Below are 20078 nucleotides of genomic sequence, written 5' to 3'. Positions count from 1 at the left end.
GGTTGTATGAATAATGAACAGGTGTTGGAGCATTTAATGCAAAGGATTACTGCTCCTGATCAGGAAGTCGCGGCAGAAACCTCTGCACATGTGGATTCGTTGACGAAGCCGCCGGGAAGTCTGGGCAAATTGGAAGAGCTGGTGATCCGCCTGGCAGGTATGACGGGCAATGCACGTCCGCGTTTTGATCACAGGGCGGTCATTGTCATGGCGGCAGATCACGGCGTAGTGGAAGAAGGCATCAGTGCTTTTCCTGCTGAAGTAACCCCGCAGATGGTCATGAATTTCCTCGCTGGGGGCGCAGCCGTGAATGTGCTTGCACGTCACGCAGGTGCTGATGTGATCTGTGTGGATATCGGGGTGAATGCCGATCTTGAACATCCGGGCCTGCTCTCCTGTAAAATTCGCAAAGGCACAGCCAACATGGCCCGAGGGGCAGCGATGACCCGGGATGAGGCAGTTCGGGCTATCCTTGCAGGAGCCGAAGTTGTATCGGCAGAGGTGGCGAAGGGAACACAGCTGTTTGTCACCGGGGAGATGGGAATTGGCAACACCACTGCAAGTGCTGCGGTAATGAGCGCGTTAACCGGAGTTGCACCAGCTGCCGCCGTGGGGCGAGGAACCGGCATTGATGATGCAGGCTTGCAGCGCAAGGCTGCTGTAGTCAGCCGGGCGCTTAGCGTAAATGCACCAAACCCGGGAGATGCACTGGATGTTCTGTGCAAGGTGGGTGGACTAGAGATTGCCGGACTCACAGGGGTTATTCTCGCAGCAGCATCTCATCGTTGCCCGGTCGTTGTAGACGGGTTCATCTCTACAGCGGCAGCGCTGGTGGCGAGACAACTTGCACCTCTGAGTACAGCTTATATGATCGCTTCTCATACGTCACACGAAAATGGACATGGAGCGCTGCTGCGTGAACTGGACCTGAAAGCGATGCTGGATCTGGACATGCGTCTGGGTGAAGGCACAGGCGGCGTGCTCAGTCTTCATCTGATTGACGCAGCATGTCTCATTCTAAATGAGATGGCAACCTTTGCAAGCGCGGGTGTCTCGGATGGCACAAGCTCTGCTCCAGATTCCGCTGCGTCGGTTGATTCATCCCTGCAAGGAGAGAGTTCTAGATGAGCGTACTGGTGACGGGCGGGGCACGCAGTGGCAAAAGCTCCTTTGCCGAACGTCTCTGCATGCAGCGTTCCTCGGAGGCGTGGTATGTGGCGACAGCTCAGGCGTACGATGATGAAATGCGTGAGCGTATCGCCATGCATCAGCATCAGCGCGAGGCATCAGGGTATCTGTGGCACACGATGGAAGAGCCGATACATTTGCCTGCTTTGATTAACCGTATGGGTGAAGGGCACACAGGGACTTCTGCACCCACTATTCTGGTGGATTGCCTGACGTTATGGCTGACAAATGTTTTGTTAGCACATGAGCATGACGAGAAGCAGGTATTACAGGGACATTTGGACGCGCTGGTTGAAGCGATTCGAACCTATCCCGGGTTGCTTGTTCTGGTTACGAATGAAGTGGGGGACGGAATCGTACCGGAATATGCCCTTGGCAGGAAATATCGGGATCTGGCCGGTGTATTGAATCAGCGCATTGCGGCGATATGCGGTGAAGTGTTTCTGGTGACCGTAGGCATTGCGATTGAACTAAAAAGCAAGGAGTATCGCTTATGAAGGAAGGCGCGACTGCTCCTCAGCGCAAACATGCGGCGGTAGCCGCTTTTCAATTTTTGTCCCGTTTCCCTGTCAAAATGCAAATCGATTTTGTCCCGCCGCTGCTGCGGGAAAGTGTTGTCTTTTATCCGCTGGTCGGTGCTGCAATCGGTCTGTGTGTCTGGCTCTTGGGAGCCTTAAGTGGTGCAGTGCTTCCGGCCTTACCGGCTGCCGTCCTGACCCTAACGTTATGGGTATGGCTCACCGGAGGACTCCATCTTGACGGATGGATGGATACGGCGGATGGCTTGCTCAGTTATCGTACCCGTGAGCGGATGCTGGAGATTATGAAGGACAGCCGTGTAGGGGCCATGGGGGTAATTGCCTGTGTGCTGCTGCTTATGATGAAAGCTGCGCTGATCGCCGATTTTATTGCCCGGGGCCACTGGGTGTACGGTGCGTTGCTGATTCTGCCCATGATCTGGAGCCGCTGGTTCATGGTGTATGCGATGTCGGCCTGGCCTAATGCCCGCGGAGATGATGGACTTGCCGTATTGTTCAAAGGTCTGGGTGATCGGAAGGAGGTCCAGCGTGCACGCAGCTCAGCCGTTGGCCTGACCTTGACCGCAGGTGCAGTTACGTTTGCCGCGGTGTGGCTTTTCAAGCCGGATATGGGGATTGCGGATGCGATGGTGAGTGGTCTGGGAACACTGCCATGGTGGCTATACCCGGTGACGGCAGTTATTATACTGCCTGTGGCGTGTTATTACATCGGCCGATTCGTGGCTGCCCGGATCAGTGAACGGCTCGGCGGTTTAACCGGAGATACGTATGGTGCCATGAATGAGCTGTTGGAGGCGGTTTTGTTGACCGTGCTGAGCGTGCTTCAAGGAATGTTCTGGCTTTAACTTTTGAAGTGTGAAGCAGTTTGGATAGCGTTACGCATGAGGTCGGGAGCAAGGTGATCTGGAGATAACACGGAGACAGGGGGAGAGATTGTGGAGGGTAAGCCTGTACAGCAAACAGCGGCAGTACTCATGCTGCAAGGAACGGCTTCCGATGTGGGCAAAAGTGTCATCACAACGGCATTATGCCGCATATTCAAACAGGATGGCTTCAAGCCAGCCCCGTTCAAGTCACAGAATATGGCGCTGAATTCCTATGTGACGGAAGATGGCAAGGAGATTGGTCGGGCTCAGGGAGCACAGGCCGAAGCCTGCGGTATTGAGGCGACAACCGACATGAACCCAATCCTGATCAAGCCGGTGCGGGACATGCATTCGCAGATCGTGGTACACGGTGTACCTTTTGCTCAGATGAGTGCATCAGACTACCGTCAGCATTTCCTGCCTGAAGCAAAGCAGACGGTTATGGATGCGTTGAACCGGCTACGGGATGCCTATGATATTGTGCTGATGGAAGGAGCGGGCAGTCCGGCCGAGATCAATCTGAAGGATCGGGATATCGTCAACATGAATCTGGCAGGTTGGGCAGATGCGCCGGTGATTCTGATCTCCGATATTGATCGGGGCGGGGTGTTTGCTTCCATTGTAGGTACGCTCGAGCTGCTGGAACCCCATGAGGTTGCGCGTGTCAAAGGGTTCATTATCAACAAGTTTCGCGGTGATCTGTCCCTGTTGCAGCCAGGACTCGACTGGCTCGAAGAACGGACAGGCATTCCAGTATTGGGTGTATTGCCTTACATAAGAGATATTCAGATTGAAGCAGAGGATTCAGTGGTGCTGGACTCCATGCGTCATGGGAAATCCGGCAAAACCGAGCTGGATCTGGCGGTGATCCGATATCCGCGAATTTCCAACTTTACAGACTTTGATGCACTTTCCCGTGAACCGGATGTGAATGTGCGTTACGTGACCTCGCCAGAGGAATTGGGTAGTCCGGATGCCATTCTTCTACCGGGTACGAAGGATACCATAGGTGACCTGGCATTTCTGCGTGAGTCTGGGCTGGAGCAGGCGATTGCGAGCCAGACCGAGCGTGATCATGTTCAGCTCGTAGGAATATGTGGCGGGTACCAGATGCTGGGACGACATCTGAAGGACCCGTTTGCTGTGGAGGCGAATCAGATCCAGGAAGCAAAAGGACTTGGCTGGCTCCCGCTATCGACAACGTTTCTTCAGGAAAAGCAGACCGTCAGAGCTTCTGGACGGGTGCAGCCTGATCACCCGATTCGTCTGTATGGTGAGCAAGATGAAGCAGATGCTTCATTACCCATTAACGGATATGAGATTCATATGGGCGTTACGGAGTGTCACGAGCCTGAACGTGTAACCGCGTTGTTTGAAATCTCACATCCAGGTGGTCAACCTTTCCAAGAAGGCTGGGGCTCAGTAGATGGCAGTGTGTGGGGAACCTACCTGCATGGTTTGTTTGAAAGTGATCAATTCCGACGTTCTTGGCTGAATGCCTTGCGTGCAGGAAAGGGACTAGCTCCACTTCAGGAGACGTATAGTGCGCATGAGCGTAAGGAGATGGAGTTTGATCGGGTAGCCGAATCGTTACGTTCGGCATTGGATATGAAGCGCGTGTACGAGATTATGGGTGTTCAGGCACCCGAGTGAAACAACAATACCCCCATGACCGACAACCCGTTCTCTAGAAACGGAATGTTAGCGGCATGGGGGTATTGTATATCCTATGATTAAATGAGGTTTAAATCAGGTGATGATGGGTTAATGGTTTACCTGTTAGTTTATTTTGAATTTCTTCATAGCGGATTGCAGTTCTACAGCTTGTTCATGCAGATGGCGAACCGTATTCGAATGTGAATCCATCTCGCTGAGCTGAAGATCTGCTGTTGAAGAAATCTGTAGCATACTTTCACGGGATTTGGTCGTAATCTGTGCCGTTTCTTCAACGGATGCACTCACTTCTTCAGCACCAGCAGATACTTGTTGTGTAGAAGCCGAGACGGTCTGAATGGTCAGATTCACGTTCTGAATCAATTCATTCAGTTGCTGGAAGGCTGAGCCTGCTTGTTGAACGACAGTTGTGCCTGAACCAATCTCCTGGGTTACACGGTTCATGGCATCAACCGAGCGTTCAGCATCTTCACGAATGGTGCCCAGATAATCCGAAATTTCTTCGGTGGCTGTCTTGGATTGCTCGGCAAGTTTGCGAACTTCTCCGGCAACAACAGCGAATCCGCGGCCATGCTCTCCGGCACGTGCTGCTTCAATGGAGGCGTTGAGTGACAGCATGTTAATCTGTTTGGTGATTTCAAAAATGGAAGTAACAATGGTGCCGATGGCAACCGAACGTTCATTCATAGTTTCAACATAACGCAACGATTCGCTTGCTGTCTGGCCTACACGCTCCATCTGCTCAATGGCATTCTGAGCCAGTTGGTTACCGTTAACTGCCTCGTTGGCTGCTTCACCAATCTGGTCAGACACTTCAGCGGAAGAAGAAGCAATATGCATGATACCTTGCGTAATTTCTTCCATAGCTCTGGCGTTCTCGGATGCGCTTGACGCAATGCTGATGCTGCCTTTTTCTGCATCTTCTGCGGAGCGGCTGGAGTTTCGAACCATACCGGACATCGATTCAACCCGCTGAAGCAGGTCATTGGAGCCTGACACAACTTCATTGGACGTGGACAAGGCACGGCTGATCATTTCTTTCAGGTTATGCGTCATCGTCTGGAAGCTTGCGGCAAGCTGGGCAATTTCATCTTTGCCCTTGATCTGGAGTTCAGCGGTCAGATCACCCTGGGATATTTGTTTGCTATGTTGGACGAGCTTGATGATTGGTTTGGTAACTCTTTTGATCATACTAGTGGAGATAAGCCACGCCGAGCACAAACACTAATGCTGTAATCCCAAGACACAACCAGAAAATCTGGGTAATCTTGTCTTGAATGAACTGGGCATCCATGCTCACAGCCATAATCATGTTACTTCCTGCAATGGGGATAAAGGCTGCTTTATGTACACCAAAGGAATCGGAGTAGACCTCACTGATTACCATTTCTTTGTTCTCAATAGCTGCATTCATTGCGGATTCTACACTAATCTCATCCTGGGCTTTCATGTTTGAGGAAGAATTGGCCACAACGACTTTGGCTGAGCCATCTTGAATAGCAACCACGTAAGCCGCATCCAAATTATGTTCTTTTGCTTTTTCGGCCAGATACGATTCCACGGTCATGGCAGCACCTTCAGAACCGGCTCCGCCACTCTGTACCTGTAGGATTTTGGATGCTGAAGTATTCTTGTATATATCCTGAATGGACGTGTTTAGGACTTTGTCAAACTGCGGTAGCACGTAGCTTTGAATAATATTCATCGACACGGCATAGAAACTAATACTGAACAACAGAGAAGCAACCAGCAGAACGAGGAACAATGTGCCTCTGATTTTACCGGCAACGGTGCGATTACGAAACATATGATCATCCTTTCACGTCAAGTTCATTAACATTATCGCTTTTCCGTACTCATAAGACCTATCTACCAATGAAGAAAGACCTAAATTATATGTTGAGAAAACTTGGGAATAAGCGGATATACCTATATTACAAAATTAACCGAAGGTTGAATAGAACAATTTTCACGAATTGGTGTATTTTTTTCAGAAATACATGAATCTATTACATGCATATTACATAATATCAATTAATACCTACCAGAATAGTTTGTTATATGTTATATTGTAAAATGTCTTTGTCGGAAGTACAAAAAGATAAAAGAGAAAACCGGATATTTTTCGGTTACACACATGCCTGAGGAGGATTTAAAGAAATGGATACTTTTCTAGTCATATTGAATGTAGTGGTTATGCTTGCCTTACTTGGCATCCTCTACTGGATGCAGAAAAAGCATATCTCCTTTACGAAACGCGTATTTGCGGGTCTGGGACTGGGGGTTGTTTACGGGGTTATTCTCCAATTGGTGTACACATCAGGTTCTGATGTAGTTACGAAATCAGTCGATTGGTTCAATCTGGTCGGTTCAGGATATGTTCGTTTGTTGCAAATGGTCGTGATTCCATTGATCATGGTATCGATCATCTCAGCCATTATGAATCTGAAGGGCAAGCAAAATCTCGGCAAGATGAGTGTTTCCATTATTGCCATTCTGTTGATCACCACAGCGATTGCCGCAGGGGTCAGCATTGTAACGAGCCTTGGCTTTAACCTGACTTCCATTGAGATTCAAGGAGGAGACCGGGAGAATGCGCAGATTCAGAAGGTGGAGGAACGGCTTGTTGATGTGAAGGATCAGACCATCCCGCAGCAAGTGCTGGAATTCATTCCTTCGAATCCATTTGCAGATATGACAGGAGAACGTCGTACATCCACACTGGCGGTGGTTATCTTCTCCGCGTTCATCGGTGTAGCCGTACTTGGACTGGATCGCAAAAAACCTCAGCAGGCGGAGACGTTCCGCGGTATGGTTAATGCGGTATATGCGGTGGTTATGCGAATTGTTACGCTGGTGCTGAGGCTTACGCCTTACGGGATTCTAGCACTGATTACAAAGGTAACGGCGACAACCAATGCGGAAGAGATATTAAAGCTCATCAAATTCGTGATTGCGTCTTATATCGCGCTGGCGATCATGTTTATTATTCACCTGATCATTATCTCACTGTCCGGGTTCAACCCGATTACGTATGTGAAAAAGGTTCTGCCAACACTGGTATTTGCCTTTACATCCCGTTCAAGTGCAGCAGCGATCCCGCTGAATGTGGAGACACAGACGAAGAAACTGGGCGTATCCGACGGTATTGCCAACTTGTCTGCAAGCTTTGGTGCTACTATTGGGCAAAACGGCTGCGCCGGGATCTATCCGGCCATGCTGGCGGTGATGATTGCTCCGACGGTCGGCATCGACCCGCTGAGCTGGGACTTCATTGTGACTTTGATCCTTGTAGTCATGATCAGTTCGTTTGGTGTGGCTGGCGTTGGCGGCGGGGCAACCTTCGCTTCCCTGATCGTATTGTCCACCATGAATCTGCCTGTGGCTTTAGTTGGACTACTCATTTCCGTGGAGCCGCTGATCGACATGGGTCGTACAGCGCTTAACGTGAACGGGTCCATGACTTCAGGACTCGTAACCAGCAAAATTTTGAAAGAAAATGATCATGACACATTCAATGATCAGAGCCGTGAGCTGGATTCAGCTGTTCAGGCGTAATTCAAAATGGATTAGATAGAGGCTTATATTAAGATATCTGGAGCTGTCTATAAGCCAAGTGGGAAAAGCCGTCCTTCGGAGGAATCTGGAGGGCGGTTTTTTTGTGGCAATCAAATTATACTGTCACTCAGGCAGACCTGGAGTTATTTAGTTCTGTTCATGGGACGAGAAATGTGATAGAGTATTCATGTTTTGGCCCTGAGCCAAACCGCGGTTCGTAACCATCCCGCGTAATCAAAACTAGGAAGGCAGTGTATGTATTTATGTTTAACTTAGGGTGGGGAGCAGTTTTTGTTCTCGTAACTTATGGATTTTTCCTGTTGTGTTACCGCTTGTTCGGTAAAAAAGGTCTCTATGCCTGGATTGGTGTGGCTACGGTTATAGCCAATATTCAGGTGACCAAAACGATAGATATTATGGGAATCGTACTGACGCTTGGTAACACGATGTATGTCAGCATGTACCTGACCAGTGACCTTCTTAATGAGAAATATGGACCAGGTGAGGCACGCAAAGCGGTATGGTTTGGATTCTTCACGCTCATCATGACGACGGTTCTGATGCAGATGGTGTTGTACTTTGACCCGGCACCAACGGACTTTGCACAGGAATCCATGGCGAAGCTGTTCGGTCTGCTGCCACGTCTGGCCCTCGGAAGTTTGACAGCGTACTTCATCAGTCAGTTCCTGGATGTTCGATTGTACTCCTGGTTACGCAAGGTGGCTCCAGGGCGCAATCAGTTGTGGATACGTACCAACGGTAGCTCGATCATCAGTTCATTTGTGGATACACTGGTGTTCTGCACAATCGCGTTTGCGTTCATCTACCCTTGGGATGTTTGGCTGGAAATCTTCCTGACCACGTATATTATCAAATTTGTATTAACTGCAGTCGGAACGCCGTTCCTGTATGCTGCACGCAGCTTTAAGTTTAAGGATGAAGCTTAGAGAATATTCAAAGAGGATCACTTAAAATCACCCTTTGCGCAGTCAATTGTAATTCGGACTCTGCAAGGGTTTTTTTTCATAGAAAAGACCCGAAACAAGAAAAATCCTTTTTACATTTTTATGAAAAAGTTATAATATAAACGACCTGTCGTTATAAGCGTGTATCATTAGCAACGATGATTTCATACAAAGGGGAATCGCACATGTACTCTACACTGCGTTATACACTGGAAAGCAATGGCACAACCTACGAGAATGATAGCATTAATGCCTCATTATTGGTGGATTTGATCACCAATCTGGAATTGCAGGAATACGTAGTACTTGCACCTTCGGAGCTGGTGGAGGGAAGTATGTATATGCAGGCTGCTGCGCTTGAGGAACCAGGGCAGATGGTGGCGGAGATTCGTTTGCAGGAAGGCGAGGACCGTTTCCGGCATTACAGCTGCACCACAACAGATACGACTGGGATTATTCAATGGTTTCTGGATTACTGGGGGAAGCAACAGCTGCCACAGCTGGAGTCTTGGCAGGATATCACGCATGAGTTTGACTAATGGTTAATGAGTGAGCAGGAATAAGATTACGTAGAATGCAGACGGAGTAATTTAGGATATGCTTTGTATTAATTACAATCCCGCAACCCATGATATCCATGGATTTGCGGGATTTTTGCGTTCGCGTGTGTACTTGCTACTATTTCTGTATACAGGCCTGAGGCGTACGCGAAAGGAGTATATTATTTTGAAGATACAGTTCAGCACAGTTTCGTCAGTTTAGTTCATGATGCATAATATCGGCTGAGCATTGATGTATATGGGCTGTTTTTGACATAGATCCAATTGGATTAGTCGGTAAGGATTTGCAGTTCTTTTGGATATGTCGTCAGAACTTCGACACCCGTTTCGGTCACAATTACATCATCCTCAATGCGGACGCCGCCTGCTGCGGTATATATGCCCGGCTCAATCGTGAATACGGTACCTTCATTCAGGATATCCATATTCTCTCCATGGAGAGAAGGATACTCATGTACGTCAATACCCAGTCCATGGCCTACTCTATGCATAAAACGCTCACCGTATCCCGCTTTTTCCGTGACCTGGCGTGCTGCACGATCCACTTCGGCGCAGGTGATGCCTGGTTTCACGATTTGGATAGCAGCTTCGTTCGCTGCGAGCACCGTGTTATAGATGGTTTTGAGTTCAGGTGAGATGTCACCAAAGGCGAATGTACGTGTGATATCCGAGGCATACCCTCCAGCATACACACCCATGTCAAACATCAACAGGTCACCATGTTGCAGTTTCCGTTCACCCGGTGTACCGTGTGGCAGACCTGTTTTGGGTCCCGTGAGCACCATGGTATCAAAGGAAGGGCCGTCGGCACCCAGCTTTTTCATCTGATACTCCATCTCGGCGACAAGTTCAATCTCGGTTACGCCTGTGCGAACATGAGAGAGGCCTTGACGAAGAGTTTCTTCAATCAGATGAATGGCGTGGCGAATGCGGGCTACCTCATCAGGTGTTTTTTTCACACGTAATGTGCGAAGCAGGGGGCCAACATCTTCAAAGCTGGCAGCACCTAGAGCGGCGGTCAGTTGTTCATAACGTGCGACCGTCACGTATTCTTTTTCGAGACCAACCCGGCCCAAGCGCCCCTGATAACGATCAAACAAAGCGTATGGATTATCCGTATCCGTGTGAGTAGCAATGTTGGATACCGAGGAAGCGGCTGCGGCAGCTTCAGCATCAAGCGCAGGTACGATCAATAAGGGTTCTTCGCCACGTGCGAGAACCAGACCGAGGAAACGTTCATGCGGATTGCTTGCAAATCCAGTTAAATAGTAGATATGTTTCGGATCTGTGATCAGCATGGCGTCCAATCCTTGCCCGGACAGATCGGCTTCAAGACGAGATAAAGGGTTTTGATTCATAAGTGTAGTTGTCCACCTTTCCATTCATACTATCCTTCTATTATAAAAGATTATGATGGAATTCCAAACTGCGATGATTTCATGTCCTCGGAATCCCTTGATTTCTCGGTTTAAGCGGCTGGTATGAAGGGTAATACAGGGCGAAACCGCTTTACACATGAATAATAGCATCACAACTATAGAGAGCAATACATTAACAATACGTTGAAGCATGGCTTATTTATTTTATACAAAAGAACGATATGCGAAGGGAGATGTAATCATGAATAATCGAGTAAACGTTCCACTGTATGCTTCATTATTAAGTGTGGCACTGTTGACCGCGTCATGCTCTTCAGGCGAACCCTCAACGGGAGGAGTAGAGCAGACGTCTCAGGGACAGGGAACAGGTCAGGGACAGACAGCGAATGGAAGCAATACCGGTGCAAGTGGAAATGAGAGTGGAGCGCAAGGCGAGTCGGTTATTCCGTATCAGGCTTCCGTTTTGGTTGAAGGGCTGAATGCACCATGGGAGATTGTGAGTGTGCCTGATGGTCGAATGTTCGTAACGGAACGCCCTGGTGTGATTCGAGTCATTGAGGATGGAAAACTAGCCCCTGAACCACTGATTGAATTCTCAGCCCCATTTAATGAAGAAGGTGAAGGAGGTTTGTTAGGTCTTGCAGCAGATCCGGACTTTGAGGAGAACGGTTACTTGTATGCATACCACTCTTATCTGGAAGGCGATGACATTGCCAATCGAGTGTTACGTCTCAAGGTGAATGATGCGAAAGCGGTCATAGATCAAGAGTTGCTTGGTAACATTCCAGGCGGAACAAATCATAATGGTGGGCGGATCAAAATTGGCCCGGACAAGTTGCTCTATATCACGACAGGTGAACGTTATGAGCCGGAATTGTCACAGAACGAAGATAGCCTTGGAGGTAAAATATTGCGGATAGGTCTTGACGGGTCGATCCCGGCAGACAACCCATGGCCGAATTCACCTGTATACAGTATGGGACACCGTAACGCACAGGGACTGGCCTGGAACCCGGACAACGGTTACCTCTATTCTACTGAGCATGGTCAGCGGAATCATGATGAGATTAACCGGATTGTGGCTGGTGAGAATTATGGCTGGCCCGAGGTGGAGGGAGACGACGATGACAATGGCGCATATCAGGCTCCGCTTGCACATAGTGGGAATGATACATGGGCGCCGTCTGGTGTAGCTTTTGTTGAAGAAGGGCCTTGGGCTGGATCACTGATTGCTGCAAATCTGCGTGGAGAGCAGTTGCTGAAGGTCACTCTTTCGGAAGATGGCACACAGGTGGAGAAGGTGGAACCCATCTTCGAAGATGAATGGGGCCGAATTCGTAATGTGAGTGCTGGCGAGGACGGAAAGTTGTACGTGCTTACGAACAATCGGGATGGACGAGGATCGCCACGTGATGGAGATGACAAGCTGATAGTGCTTACTCCGGAGAGTTAAGTCTGGAGTTCGTTAGAAAAACTTGATACTCAAAATACTGCGTATAGGGTGTCTGAGATTCGTTACAAAACAACTATAGCGTTTAGACTGTGCCCAATTCATTAGAGGCGGACCTGAGTCAATAAGTGGACACTTACGTTACGGATTTTTCGGTGAGTTGTTTTGCCAAACGGGCAGGGGAAAGATACTGTGCACATGTCATGGTGCAATATAAGATACTGCGTGCATACTGTATGCATGGCGTGCGCAATAGGAGCTATCATACGGTCAACACCAGTGCAGTGGTAAATACACATGGTTAATTAATCAAAGGAGCTGTCCCCGTCAAATTCATGACTTATGGGACAGCTCCTTGATTGTAATGTATGTGTCATCCTAATCTTGAATGAGCTACAACGCACAATGCCGCACGAAGAGAAACAGCGTTAATAGGATGCTTGTGTCGTTCCAAAACACTCACAAGTCCGCTTTCTATTCTTACTCTGCGCTCTCCGCAAGTGTGGCAATGCGCTGAGCCAGATCATTCGTGTACTCTCCACCGTGATAACAGAGAACCTTATTGAGCTTAAGGTCGGTCAGTTTCTTCAGGCTTCGCAGCGCTTCAGGCATGTCCGGTGTTGCGGGTGGCGCAGGGCCAACCAGTTCATCATCGACCACACGAAGTTCATCGGCAGCGAGCAGGAATTGTTGCTCACCGAAATACAGGCAGATATGGCCTGGCGTATGTCCCGGTGTATGAATGACCTGTGTACCGCCTTGAAGGGGTAATAAGTCTCCGTCTGCCAGCGTTCTGCTGATGTTCACTTCAGGCAGCTGCAAGAGCAGTTGGTCTGCCAGTGCCAAAACGGGCGCGGGCAGCAGAGCACGACGTTCAGGTGTGAATTTGATCAAAGGTTTCTCACCGGTTAGATATGGAATCTCATCGGCATGTGCCCAGATTTCCAGATCAGGGATGGCATCCAAAAGAGCACCCAAGTTACCGATATGATCGATGTCCTGATGAGTAATAATCACCCGTTTAACGTCCGAGAGCTGTACGCCTTCTTGTTCCAATGCGGATTGAAGTTCGGCAAATTGTCCAATCATGCCCGTATCCACCAAGGTAACGCCATCTACATCACGAAGCATGACGGGGAATATGGGGCTGTTCCCGGAAGGTGTCGGAATCTGAAGATTTAACACAGTAATTGAAGTTGTTGGATGGCTCATGGTGATCCGGACCGTAGTCCGGTACACCTCCTTTTCTTTTTTAGCGATGATTGTTGTTATTCAGGGCGATTATATTTTAAGTGTTTTCTATATTTTTTGACCGTATGGAGTAATGCTTCAAACGTTTCTTCTTCATTACTGCCATCCTTAACGATGGAGACAAACGAGAAGTTCTCATGAACAAGTTTGTTCCTTGTCTGAAATACCAGACCAAGGGCTTCAGCGAAGTGTTCTTTTTCGGATTCCAGAGCAATGAACTCTTTACTCAGTTCGGATTGAATGATCTCCATGTTGGAGCGTGCACGGTAGGCAGGAGTTTTCATCAGCTGGGTCGAATTAAACTTTTTCTGATATACGTCTCTGTACAGTTGATGTAACATTTGTTCAATAATGGCGCATAGTTCGATGACGAGTGAAGCATATCTTCGGTTTTTGCGTTTTCGGGTGAGCTCACGTGTTTCTTCTTTGTCCAAAATACCGTATTTTTCATACAGCGTAGTGTCAACGTTCTGCAAGATTTCCTGATATTCCTGTTCGAGTAGTGCGATTTCAAGTTTGGCTTGTTTTTTAACTTTTTTAAAATCTTCTTTGGTCAGCATACTTGTCCTCCCATGGAAACCGAGATGTGATCCTATCATTATCTCATATTGTCCGTCGTCGCGCCTCTAATTTCGGAACCTCAGGTTCAGAAGGGAAGTACCTCATGTCCAATCAGACAGCAATTGTAACAGGAGCTAACTCAGGTATGGGGTTGGCAACCACCATTGAACTTGCAAGACAAGGATATCGCGTAATCATGGCGTGCCGCAGTGGGAAGCGCGGACAGGAGGCTCTTCAGGAAGCTGTGCGTCAGTCCGGCTCTTCTGCGATTGAATTGATGCTGTGTGACCTAGGTTCACTCGAAAGTATACGCCAGTTTGCCCGCACATTCCGCGAGCGTCATGATCGCCTTGACGTTCTGGTTAATAATGCGGGGGTGGTGATGGTCAAGCGGAAGGAAACCTCAGATGGGTTCGAACAAAGTATCGGTATTAACCATCTGGGACATTTCCTGCTGACTTTACTTTTGATCGAACCTCTGAAAGCTGCGAAGCAGGGACGGGTTGTGAACGTTTCGTCAGGTGCTTACAAGGCCGGCAAAATCCACTTCGAAGATCCACATCTGCACACAGGTTATAATCCGATCAAAAGCTATGCTCAATCCAAATTGGCTAACGTGCTGTTCACTCGTGCACTGGCTCGCAAACTGTCAGGTACGTCTGTCACAGTGAACTGTCTGCACCCTGGTGCGGTGGGAACGAGTATTGGCGTAGATCGCAATACCGGATTTGGCACACGCATTATGGCGTTTGCAGGTAAACTTCCATTCTTTCTGTCCCCTGAAGAAGGGGCACGAACGGCTGTTTATCTGGCTACAAGCCCTGAAGTCGTCGGGATCACCGGGCGTTACTTCTATCAACAGAAAGAGCAGCAGCTGAAGAAACATGCCGTTGATGATGCTTCAGCTGAGCGTTTCTGGACATGGAGCGAAGAACAGGTGGGGCTAAAGCCTGACGAGAAGTTGTGATGCGGATGTGGTTCAGACTTTTGCCTTCACAGCTTGTTGGATCATTTCAATAACAGCTTCAATAGGTTGAATGCCTTGATCTCCCTGACCGTATGCACGGACAGAGGCGGATGAGGCATTTTTCTCATTCTCTCCAAGTACGAGCGAATAAGGAACTTTTTCCATCTGGGCTTCACGGATTTTGTATCCAAGTTTCTCGCTGCGCAGATCTGTTTCTACCCGAATGCCCGCCGCACGGAGCTGGCTCTGTACTTGGAGCGCATAGTCTGCGTAATGATCCGATACAGGCAGCAGCTTCACTTGCACGGGGGCAAGCCAGAGTGGGAACGCTCCTGCATAGTGCTCAGTCAGGATGCCGATGAAACGATCGATGGAACCATAGATGGCACGGTGGATTACGACCGGACGGTGTTTCAGGCTATCCTCGCCAATATAAGTGAGGTCGAACTTCTCCGGCATCTGAAAATCAAGCTGGATTGTTCCGCACTGCCAGCTGCGTTTGAGTGCATCGAGGATATGAAAGTCAATTTTCGGTCCATAAAAGGCACCGTCCCCTTCGTTAATGCGATACTCCACGCCCCGACGATCCAGCACATTTTGCAATGCGCGTTCTGCCTGATCCCACAGTTCTTCCGATCCCATGGAATCTTCTGGACGAGTGGACAACTCAATCTTGTATTCGAATCCAAAGATATCGTACATACGCCCAATCAGTGAGATCGCCTGATTGATCTCGTCCTCGATCTGCTCTGGCATGACGTAGAGATGGGCATCATCCTGGCAGAATGTCCGCACACGCATCATGCCGTTCAGGGCTCCTGAGAATTCATGACGGTGAACCTGACCAAATTCCATCATGCGAATCGGTAATTCGCGATAGGAATGGAGTGTATTTTTGAAGATCAGCATATGCCCAGGACAGTTCATCGGTTTCAGTGCAAAAGTGGCATCGTCCACTTCCGAGAAATACATGTTGTCCTTGTAATGCTCCCAGTGACCGGATTGCTCCCACAGCCGGTTGTTCATCATGAGAGGAGTCCGAACTTCCTGATAACCTTCCTGTAATTGCAGCTCACGGGAGAACTGCTCGAGTTCAGTGCGAACAGTCATACCTTTGGGCAGATAAAAGGGCATGCCGGGCGCTTCTTCGGAGAACATGAACAGTTCAAGCTCTTTGCCGAGTTTACGATGATCCCGTTTTTTTGCTTCTTCGAGCATGTACAGATGTTCATCCAGCTGGGCTTTGTTCGGGAAAGCAGTGCCGTAGATGCGTTGCAGCATCTTATTATCCGAGTTACCCCGCCAGTACGCACCAGCCACATTCAGCAGCTTGAACGCTTTGATCCGGCCAGTGGATGGAAGATGGGGACCGCGACACAGATCGAAGAACTCTCCTTGATCATAGATCGAAAGTTCGGCGTCCTCTGGCAAATCCTGAATGAGTTCAAGCTTGTAGGGGTCCTGGATTTCTCCGAAGATACGGAGGGCTTCCTGCCGGTTAACGACCCGGCGACTAATCTTATGATTCTCCTGGATGATTTTGTTCATTTCCCGCTCGATGGCAGCCAGATCACTGATGGACAAGGCATGCTCCAGATCAACATCGTAATAGAATCCATCTTCAATGACTGGGCCGATACCCAGTTTCACTTGTTCCGTACCGTAGATGCGTTTGAGTGCCTGTGCGAGCACATGTGCTGCGCTGTGACGATAACGATACAGACCTTCCGCGCTGTCCAAAGTAACGATAACAAGTTCGCAATCTTGCTTGAGCACCCAATCGAGATCAACATTCTGACCATCTACAATACCGCCAATGGCCTGTTTTCCCAGGCTTGTGCTGATAGATGAGGCAACCGCGCCTACAGTGATGCCTGCTTCGTAAGAACGTACCGCGCCACCTTGCAGGCGGACCTCAATGGAATGACCGGATGGTTGAAGATCATTTGCTTGGTAGTTTATTTCGTTACCTGATTTGTTGTTTACTGAGTTACTGTTTTCTTGTTTGCTCATGTGAACCACTCTCCATTTCTTAAAATGAAAGCGCAAAAAACACCCGTCCCGGAAAAGGGACGAGTGCGCTTGGCTCGTGGTTCCACCCTAATTTGGTTATGGTACACCCTGATCTCGACCAGCCGCCGTGAACAGGAAACATCATAACCCTCATTGGAATCCGTTATCGGGGATCAGGCGGTGAACTCTACTGGCAACAAGCCGAACATCCGAAGGAGGTCCGAAATGCTGAGGTTCGAGGTCACGGCTGCAGAGGGGTAATTCCGGTCCGTTCGCTGAAGAAGGTTTCACCAATCCCCTCTCTCTCTGGGCAGCACGCAAACGAAATCATGTCTCTGGTCATCGCCAAATATGTTAGATCAACTCATTTAAGTTATCCTGAAATGTGTTGCATTTAATATCAATATATTGGAACAGGTGTTATTGAGTGTCGATTATATAGACTGAAAATGGAAAGGTCAAGCGGAACATTTTAATTCGTTTCGGACGGCCCATCCCATATTAAGCGAATGATTGTTCCTTCACCAGGGGTGGACTGTACCTCAATACGACCATTCATGGCTTCAATCAAACCTTTGGTTACCGCCATGCCCAGCCCTGATCCAACGTCCGATGTACCTGTATCTGTACCGCGATAGTATCGTTCAAATAACTTCCATACCGTCTCGGGGTCCATGCCTCGTCCATTATCGACAAACTGAATGCTGAATTCATCTGCCTGCTTACCAGAATGCACACTGACAACCAGGATGGACTCGGGCGGATTATGAAGAAGGGCATTGGCGGTCAGATTATCCACAATTCGTTCAAACGACGGAATATGGACAAGTCCATACACAGGCACTTCGGAAGGTTGGAATATGATGCGACCTTCTCCATATGCCGGATTCCGTTCTGCGCGCTGGATCAGATCACGGAGCAACGTATTTACGTCAGTCTCTTCCACTACAGGTTGATATCCTCCACTGCGTAATCGATAGGTCATGGCAAGGTCGTTGACAAGCCTGTCCATATACATGGACTTATCGAGCATTATGCCTGCGAATTCCCTGACTTCCTCCGCGGTCCAGCTATACTTATCCGCCTCAAGCATATGAGCATATCCCTGAATGGAGGAGAGGGGTGTCTTCAGGTCATGTGTTATGCCAGCAATCCACTCCTCCCGCAGAGAATCGTTCTGTTTCCGAAGTTCTTCATCTTGCTTCAAAGTGTGAGACAGGGCCTGCATGGAGCGAAGCACTTCAGCATACACGTTGTATTTTCGCTTCCACTTTCCGTTACGACGCTGACTGCGAGGAACTCCAAAGGCTCCGGCAGGTTCCTCGTAATGTCCTCGTTCCAGACGCTGTAACCATTGGAGCATATGCAGCATGGGTGAACCGAATCGGTTGGCATACCAGAAGGCAAGCAAAATGAGCAGAATGATGATGGATACGATCAATATGACCAATGCCGGTTCCAAGATAAAATTGTAGGGGTTTTGATTTCCGGTCGCCAATGAATCACTAGGTATGCTAATCAGCCAGGTAGTTTCATTCTGTTCGTCGTACCACGTTGCAACAGACATACCTGATCGACTCGGATAGCGAACTTGCAGAACGAGTTCCTGAATGGTGTATTCGCTAGGTACGCCCATGGCCGGTTTGTTATAGGAGGAGAGTTCGCTTCCTGACGCGTCCAGTACTTGAAGATAAGCATTGGCGGCACGAAGGGCCTCCTGTTGGTCGGGCTGAAGATCAAGTTTTCCGTTGGTGAAAGCAAGGTCTGAACGAATGTTATTCATTAAGGACTTGGCCGGGTTAATCTCGCCATATAACAAGGTGAATTCCTTCCCATTTTTCTCCCGGATCAGCATCACAATCTGATAAGGGAACGGCTTCTGGCTTTCCCAGTATGCAATCAATTCCCCTGGTTTATAGTGAGTGGGGACATCAGCGGGTGTGTGATATTCATCAATGGCGTAACCTTGTTCATCCAGAACCTGGAGCCAGCCGTTATTTTTATCCACTTGTTTCAGCAATTCGGGGTCATATCGGATCGTATTATCTGGCAGAATCTCTGCTGTATTAATCAATTGATCCAGACCGTTAAGTGCAAAATCATCCACCAAATTCACTTCATTTACCCTTTGAACGACCCAGTAAGTGGCTACAGACCCAAGCAGGATGATAAGAACGACTGCACCGGCAAGCATCCCGATAAACCGGGTCATTAACCTGCGACGAATACTCATGGGCGTGACACATGTTCCGGCTGAATCAGTTTGTAACCCAGACCCCGGACGTTGACGAGAAACACCGGATTGGAAGGATCGGCTTCAATGCGCTCCCGAATGCGGTGAATATGAACCATCACGGTATTGTCATCACTAATGGCTTCAGAGCCCCAGACCCGTTCATATAGATCTGATTTGGTGAAGATTCGATTGGGATGTTTGCAGAAAAAGAGCAGTAGTTGAAACACAAGTGCCGGACAGGATACGGACTCTCCTTCAACCCGAAGCTCACCAGCCCATTCCAGCACCTGGAATCGTCCAAAGTCGTACACACCCTCCGATGTGCTGGGAGATGACGCATTTACGTTAGATGGGGCGTAATCCGAGATCGCTGCGGTTATAGAAGGTAAATAACGCTTCAGTAATGATTTAATTCGAGCAACGACTTCCAGCGGATTGAAGGGTTTGGCGACATAATCGTCGCCACCAACGGCGAATCCGGTTAATTTGTCATAATCGGTTGTTTTAGCCGTCAGAAACAGGATAGGCGCATCGGTGACCTGCCGTAGAAAAGGACAGATTTCCAGTCCGCTTTTGCCAGGAAGCATGATGTCGAGCACGATGCAATGATAGGTCTTGTTATTGCATGCCTCAATGGCAGCTTCGCCTGTTGTAACGGTATCAATATCGAGAAACTGCTCTTTGAGCAGAACGGTTTTGAGCATATGCAGAATCGCCTGTTCATCATCCACAAGCAGTAATGAGACGTTATCCATAGTTTAAAAATGACCTCCTGATCCTTCTGTTGTGTGTATTGCTAATCATACCATCCAAGAAGGCTGTATAGCGTACGAGTATCTTAACGGAATCTTAATTATACAACCTCAAAAGG

Annotated in this window: 17 protein-coding genes; 9 read left to right on the top strand and 8 right to left on the bottom strand. The window is 48.7% G+C overall.

Annotated elements, in window-relative coordinates; all coding sequences use genetic code 11:
* Window positions 1-6 precede the first annotated feature (6 nt).
* The 4 genes from cobT (at window position 7) to QF049_RS16095 (ending at window position 4246) form a co-directional block, all read left to right on the top strand.
* A complete protein-coding gene (gene cobT / locus QF049_RS16110; protein WP_307538840.1) occupies window positions 7-1128 on the top strand; it encodes a nicotinate-nucleotide--dimethylbenzimidazole phosphoribosyltransferase in 1122 nt (373 codons plus the stop codon).
* Window positions 1125-1685, top strand: coding sequence for a bifunctional adenosylcobinamide kinase/adenosylcobinamide-phosphate guanylyltransferase (gene cobU, locus QF049_RS16105; RefSeq protein ID WP_307538838.1), 561 nt, complete (start codon window positions 1125-1127; stop codon window positions 1683-1685). Before cobT ends, cobU begins: the two co-directional genes overlap by 4 nt.
* Window positions 1682-2572 carry an adenosylcobinamide-GDP ribazoletransferase gene (cobS, locus tag QF049_RS16100; protein ID WP_307538835.1) on the top strand — a complete coding sequence of 297 codons (891 nt, stop codon included), beginning with the start codon at window positions 1682-1684 and terminating at the stop codon, window positions 2570-2572. Before cobU ends, cobS begins: the two co-directional genes overlap by 4 nt.
* A gap of 129 nt (window positions 2573-2701) precedes the next feature.
* On the top strand, window positions 2702-4246 hold the full coding sequence (locus tag QF049_RS16095) for a cobyric acid synthase (protein WP_307543271.1): 1545 nt from the start codon (window positions 2702-2704) through the stop codon (window positions 4244-4246).
* 126 nt (window positions 4247-4372) lie between these two features.
* Here QF049_RS16095 and QF049_RS16090 read toward each other — a convergent pair whose 3' ends face one another.
* Both QF049_RS16090 and QF049_RS16085 read right to left on the bottom strand, forming a co-directional pair.
* Window positions 4373-5458: a methyl-accepting chemotaxis protein gene (locus QF049_RS16090; protein WP_307538833.1), complete on the bottom strand. Its 1086-nt coding sequence runs from the start codon at window positions 5456-5458 to the stop codon at window positions 4373-4375.
* A gap of 1 nt (window position 5459) precedes the next feature.
* Window positions 5460-6074 carry a hypothetical protein gene (locus QF049_RS16085; protein WP_307538831.1) on the bottom strand — a complete coding sequence of 205 codons (615 nt, stop codon included), beginning with the start codon at window positions 6072-6074 and terminating at the stop codon, window positions 5460-5462.
* Between the two features lie 353 nt (window positions 6075-6427).
* Between QF049_RS16085 and QF049_RS16080 the strand changes: the two genes are divergently transcribed.
* From QF049_RS16080 to QF049_RS16070, 3 genes are all read left to right on the top strand, one after another.
* A complete protein-coding gene (locus QF049_RS16080) occupies window positions 6428-7825 on the top strand; it encodes an L-cystine transporter (protein WP_124113463.1) in 1398 nt (465 codons plus the stop codon).
* Window positions 7826-8088: 263 nt separating this feature from the next.
* Window positions 8089-8772 (top strand): queuosine precursor transporter, encoded by a 684-nt coding sequence (locus tag QF049_RS16075; protein ID WP_036610716.1) that lies wholly within the window; start codon window positions 8089-8091, stop codon window positions 8770-8772.
* A gap of 203 nt (window positions 8773-8975) precedes the next feature.
* Window positions 8976-9329 carry a hypothetical protein gene (locus QF049_RS16070; RefSeq protein WP_307538828.1) on the top strand — a complete coding sequence of 118 codons (354 nt, stop codon included), beginning with the start codon at window positions 8976-8978 and terminating at the stop codon, window positions 9327-9329.
* A 290-nt stretch (window positions 9330-9619) separates the two neighbouring features.
* On the opposite strand, the gene QF049_RS16065 is transcribed toward QF049_RS16070, so the two are convergent.
* Window positions 9620-10708 carry a M24 family metallopeptidase gene (locus tag QF049_RS16065; RefSeq protein WP_307538826.1) on the bottom strand — a complete coding sequence of 363 codons (1089 nt, stop codon included), beginning with the start codon at window positions 10706-10708 and terminating at the stop codon, window positions 9620-9622.
* Between the two features lie 262 nt (window positions 10709-10970).
* Here QF049_RS16065 and QF049_RS16060 point away from each other — a divergent pair, with 262 nt between their 5' ends.
* The gene (locus tag QF049_RS16060) at window positions 10971-12182 is read left to right on the top strand and encodes a PQQ-dependent sugar dehydrogenase (protein WP_307538824.1); all 1212 of its coding nucleotides are present in this window, start codon (window positions 10971-10973) and stop codon (window positions 12180-12182) included.
* Between the two features lie 477 nt (window positions 12183-12659).
* On the opposite strand, the gene QF049_RS16055 is transcribed toward QF049_RS16060, so the two are convergent.
* Complete coding sequence (locus tag QF049_RS16055; protein ID WP_307538822.1) at window positions 12660-13391, bottom strand: MBL fold metallo-hydrolase; 732 nt, start codon at window positions 13389-13391, stop codon at window positions 12660-12662.
* 56 nt (window positions 13392-13447) lie between these two features.
* Window positions 13448-13990, bottom strand: coding sequence for a hypothetical protein (locus QF049_RS16050; protein WP_307538820.1), 543 nt, complete (start codon window positions 13988-13990; stop codon window positions 13448-13450).
* Window positions 13991-14094: 104 nt separating this feature from the next.
* Between QF049_RS16050 and QF049_RS16045 the strand changes: the two genes are divergently transcribed.
* A complete protein-coding gene (locus tag QF049_RS16045; protein WP_307538818.1) occupies window positions 14095-14958 on the top strand; it encodes an SDR family oxidoreductase in 864 nt (287 codons plus the stop codon).
* 12 nt (window positions 14959-14970) lie between these two features.
* On the opposite strand, the gene thrS is transcribed toward QF049_RS16045, so the two are convergent.
* The 3 genes from thrS to QF049_RS16030 form a co-directional block, all read right to left on the bottom strand.
* Window positions 14971-16971, bottom strand: coding sequence for a threonine--tRNA ligase (thrS, locus tag QF049_RS16040; RefSeq protein WP_307538815.1), 2001 nt, complete (start codon window positions 16969-16971; stop codon window positions 14971-14973).
* A 472-nt stretch (window positions 16972-17443) separates the two neighbouring features.
* Window positions 17444-19204 carry a sensor histidine kinase gene (locus QF049_RS16035; protein WP_307538813.1) on the bottom strand — a complete coding sequence of 587 codons (1761 nt, stop codon included), beginning with the start codon at window positions 19202-19204 and terminating at the stop codon, window positions 17444-17446.
* Window positions 19201-19962, bottom strand: a complete 762-nt coding sequence (locus QF049_RS16030) for a response regulator transcription factor (RefSeq protein WP_307538811.1) — start codon at window positions 19960-19962, stop codon at window positions 19201-19203. The genes QF049_RS16035 and QF049_RS16030 overlap by 4 nt, the downstream gene beginning before the upstream one ends.
* Window positions 19963-20078 lie beyond the last annotated feature (116 nt).

The sequence above is a fragment of the Paenibacillus sp. W4I10 genome (assembly GCF_030816325.1).
In the GTDB taxonomy this organism is placed as follows: Bacteria; Bacillota; Bacilli; order Paenibacillales; family Paenibacillaceae; genus Paenibacillus; species Paenibacillus amylolyticus_B.
Note: the sequence above shows the minus strand (reverse complement) of the source record. Positions and strands in the feature narration are given on the sequence as shown.

What these genes read in the sequence shown, in the direction of transcription:
- QF049_RS16090 (WP_307538833.1), bottom strand. Translation starts at nt 5,458, where the DNA reads ATGATCAAAAGAGTTACCAAACCAATCATCAAGCTCGTCCAACATAGC.
- QF049_RS16045 (WP_307538818.1), top strand. Translation starts at nt 14,095, where the DNA reads ATGTCCAATCAGACAGCAATTGTAACAGGAGCTAACTCAGGTATGGGG.
- QF049_RS16085 (WP_307538831.1), bottom strand. Translation starts at nt 6,074, where the DNA reads ATGTTTCGTAATCGCACCGTTGCCGGTAAAATCAGAGGCACATTGTTC.
- QF049_RS16075 (WP_036610716.1), top strand. Translation starts at nt 8,089, where the DNA reads ATGTTTAACTTAGGGTGGGGAGCAGTTTTTGTTCTCGTAACTTATGGA.
- QF049_RS16030 (WP_307538811.1), bottom strand. Translation starts at nt 19,962, where the DNA reads ATGGATAACGTCTCATTACTGCTTGTGGATGATGAACAGGCGATTCTG.
- cobS (WP_307538835.1), top strand. Translation starts at nt 1,682, where the DNA reads ATGAAGGAAGGCGCGACTGCTCCTCAGCGCAAACATGCGGCGGTAGCC.
- QF049_RS16050 (WP_307538820.1), bottom strand. Translation starts at nt 13,990, where the DNA reads ATGCTGACCAAAGAAGATTTTAAAAAAGTTAAAAAACAAGCCAAACTT.
- cobT (WP_307538840.1), top strand. Translation starts at nt 7, where the DNA reads ATGAATAATGAACAGGTGTTGGAGCATTTAATGCAAAGGATTACTGCT.
- thrS (WP_307538815.1), bottom strand. Translation starts at nt 16,971, where the DNA reads ATGAGCAAACAAGAAAACAGTAACTCAGTAAACAACAAATCAGGTAAC.
- QF049_RS16055 (WP_307538822.1), bottom strand. Translation starts at nt 13,391, where the DNA reads ATGAGCCATCCAACAACTTCAATTACTGTGTTAAATCTTCAGATTCCG.
- cobU (WP_307538838.1), top strand. Translation starts at nt 1,125, where the DNA reads ATGAGCGTACTGGTGACGGGCGGGGCACGCAGTGGCAAAAGCTCCTTT.
- QF049_RS16060 (WP_307538824.1), top strand. Translation starts at nt 10,971, where the DNA reads ATGAATAATCGAGTAAACGTTCCACTGTATGCTTCATTATTAAGTGTG.
- QF049_RS16095 (WP_307543271.1), top strand. Translation starts at nt 2,702, where the DNA reads ATGCTGCAAGGAACGGCTTCCGATGTGGGCAAAAGTGTCATCACAACG.
- QF049_RS16065 (WP_307538826.1), bottom strand. Translation starts at nt 10,708, where the DNA reads ATGAATCAAAACCCTTTATCTCGTCTTGAAGCCGATCTGTCCGGGCAA.
- QF049_RS16035 (WP_307538813.1), bottom strand. Translation starts at nt 19,204, where the DNA reads ATGAGTATTCGTCGCAGGTTAATGACCCGGTTTATCGGGATGCTTGCC.
- QF049_RS16070 (WP_307538828.1), top strand. Translation starts at nt 8,976, where the DNA reads ATGTACTCTACACTGCGTTATACACTGGAAAGCAATGGCACAACCTAC.
- QF049_RS16080 (WP_124113463.1), top strand. Translation starts at nt 6,428, where the DNA reads ATGGATACTTTTCTAGTCATATTGAATGTAGTGGTTATGCTTGCCTTA.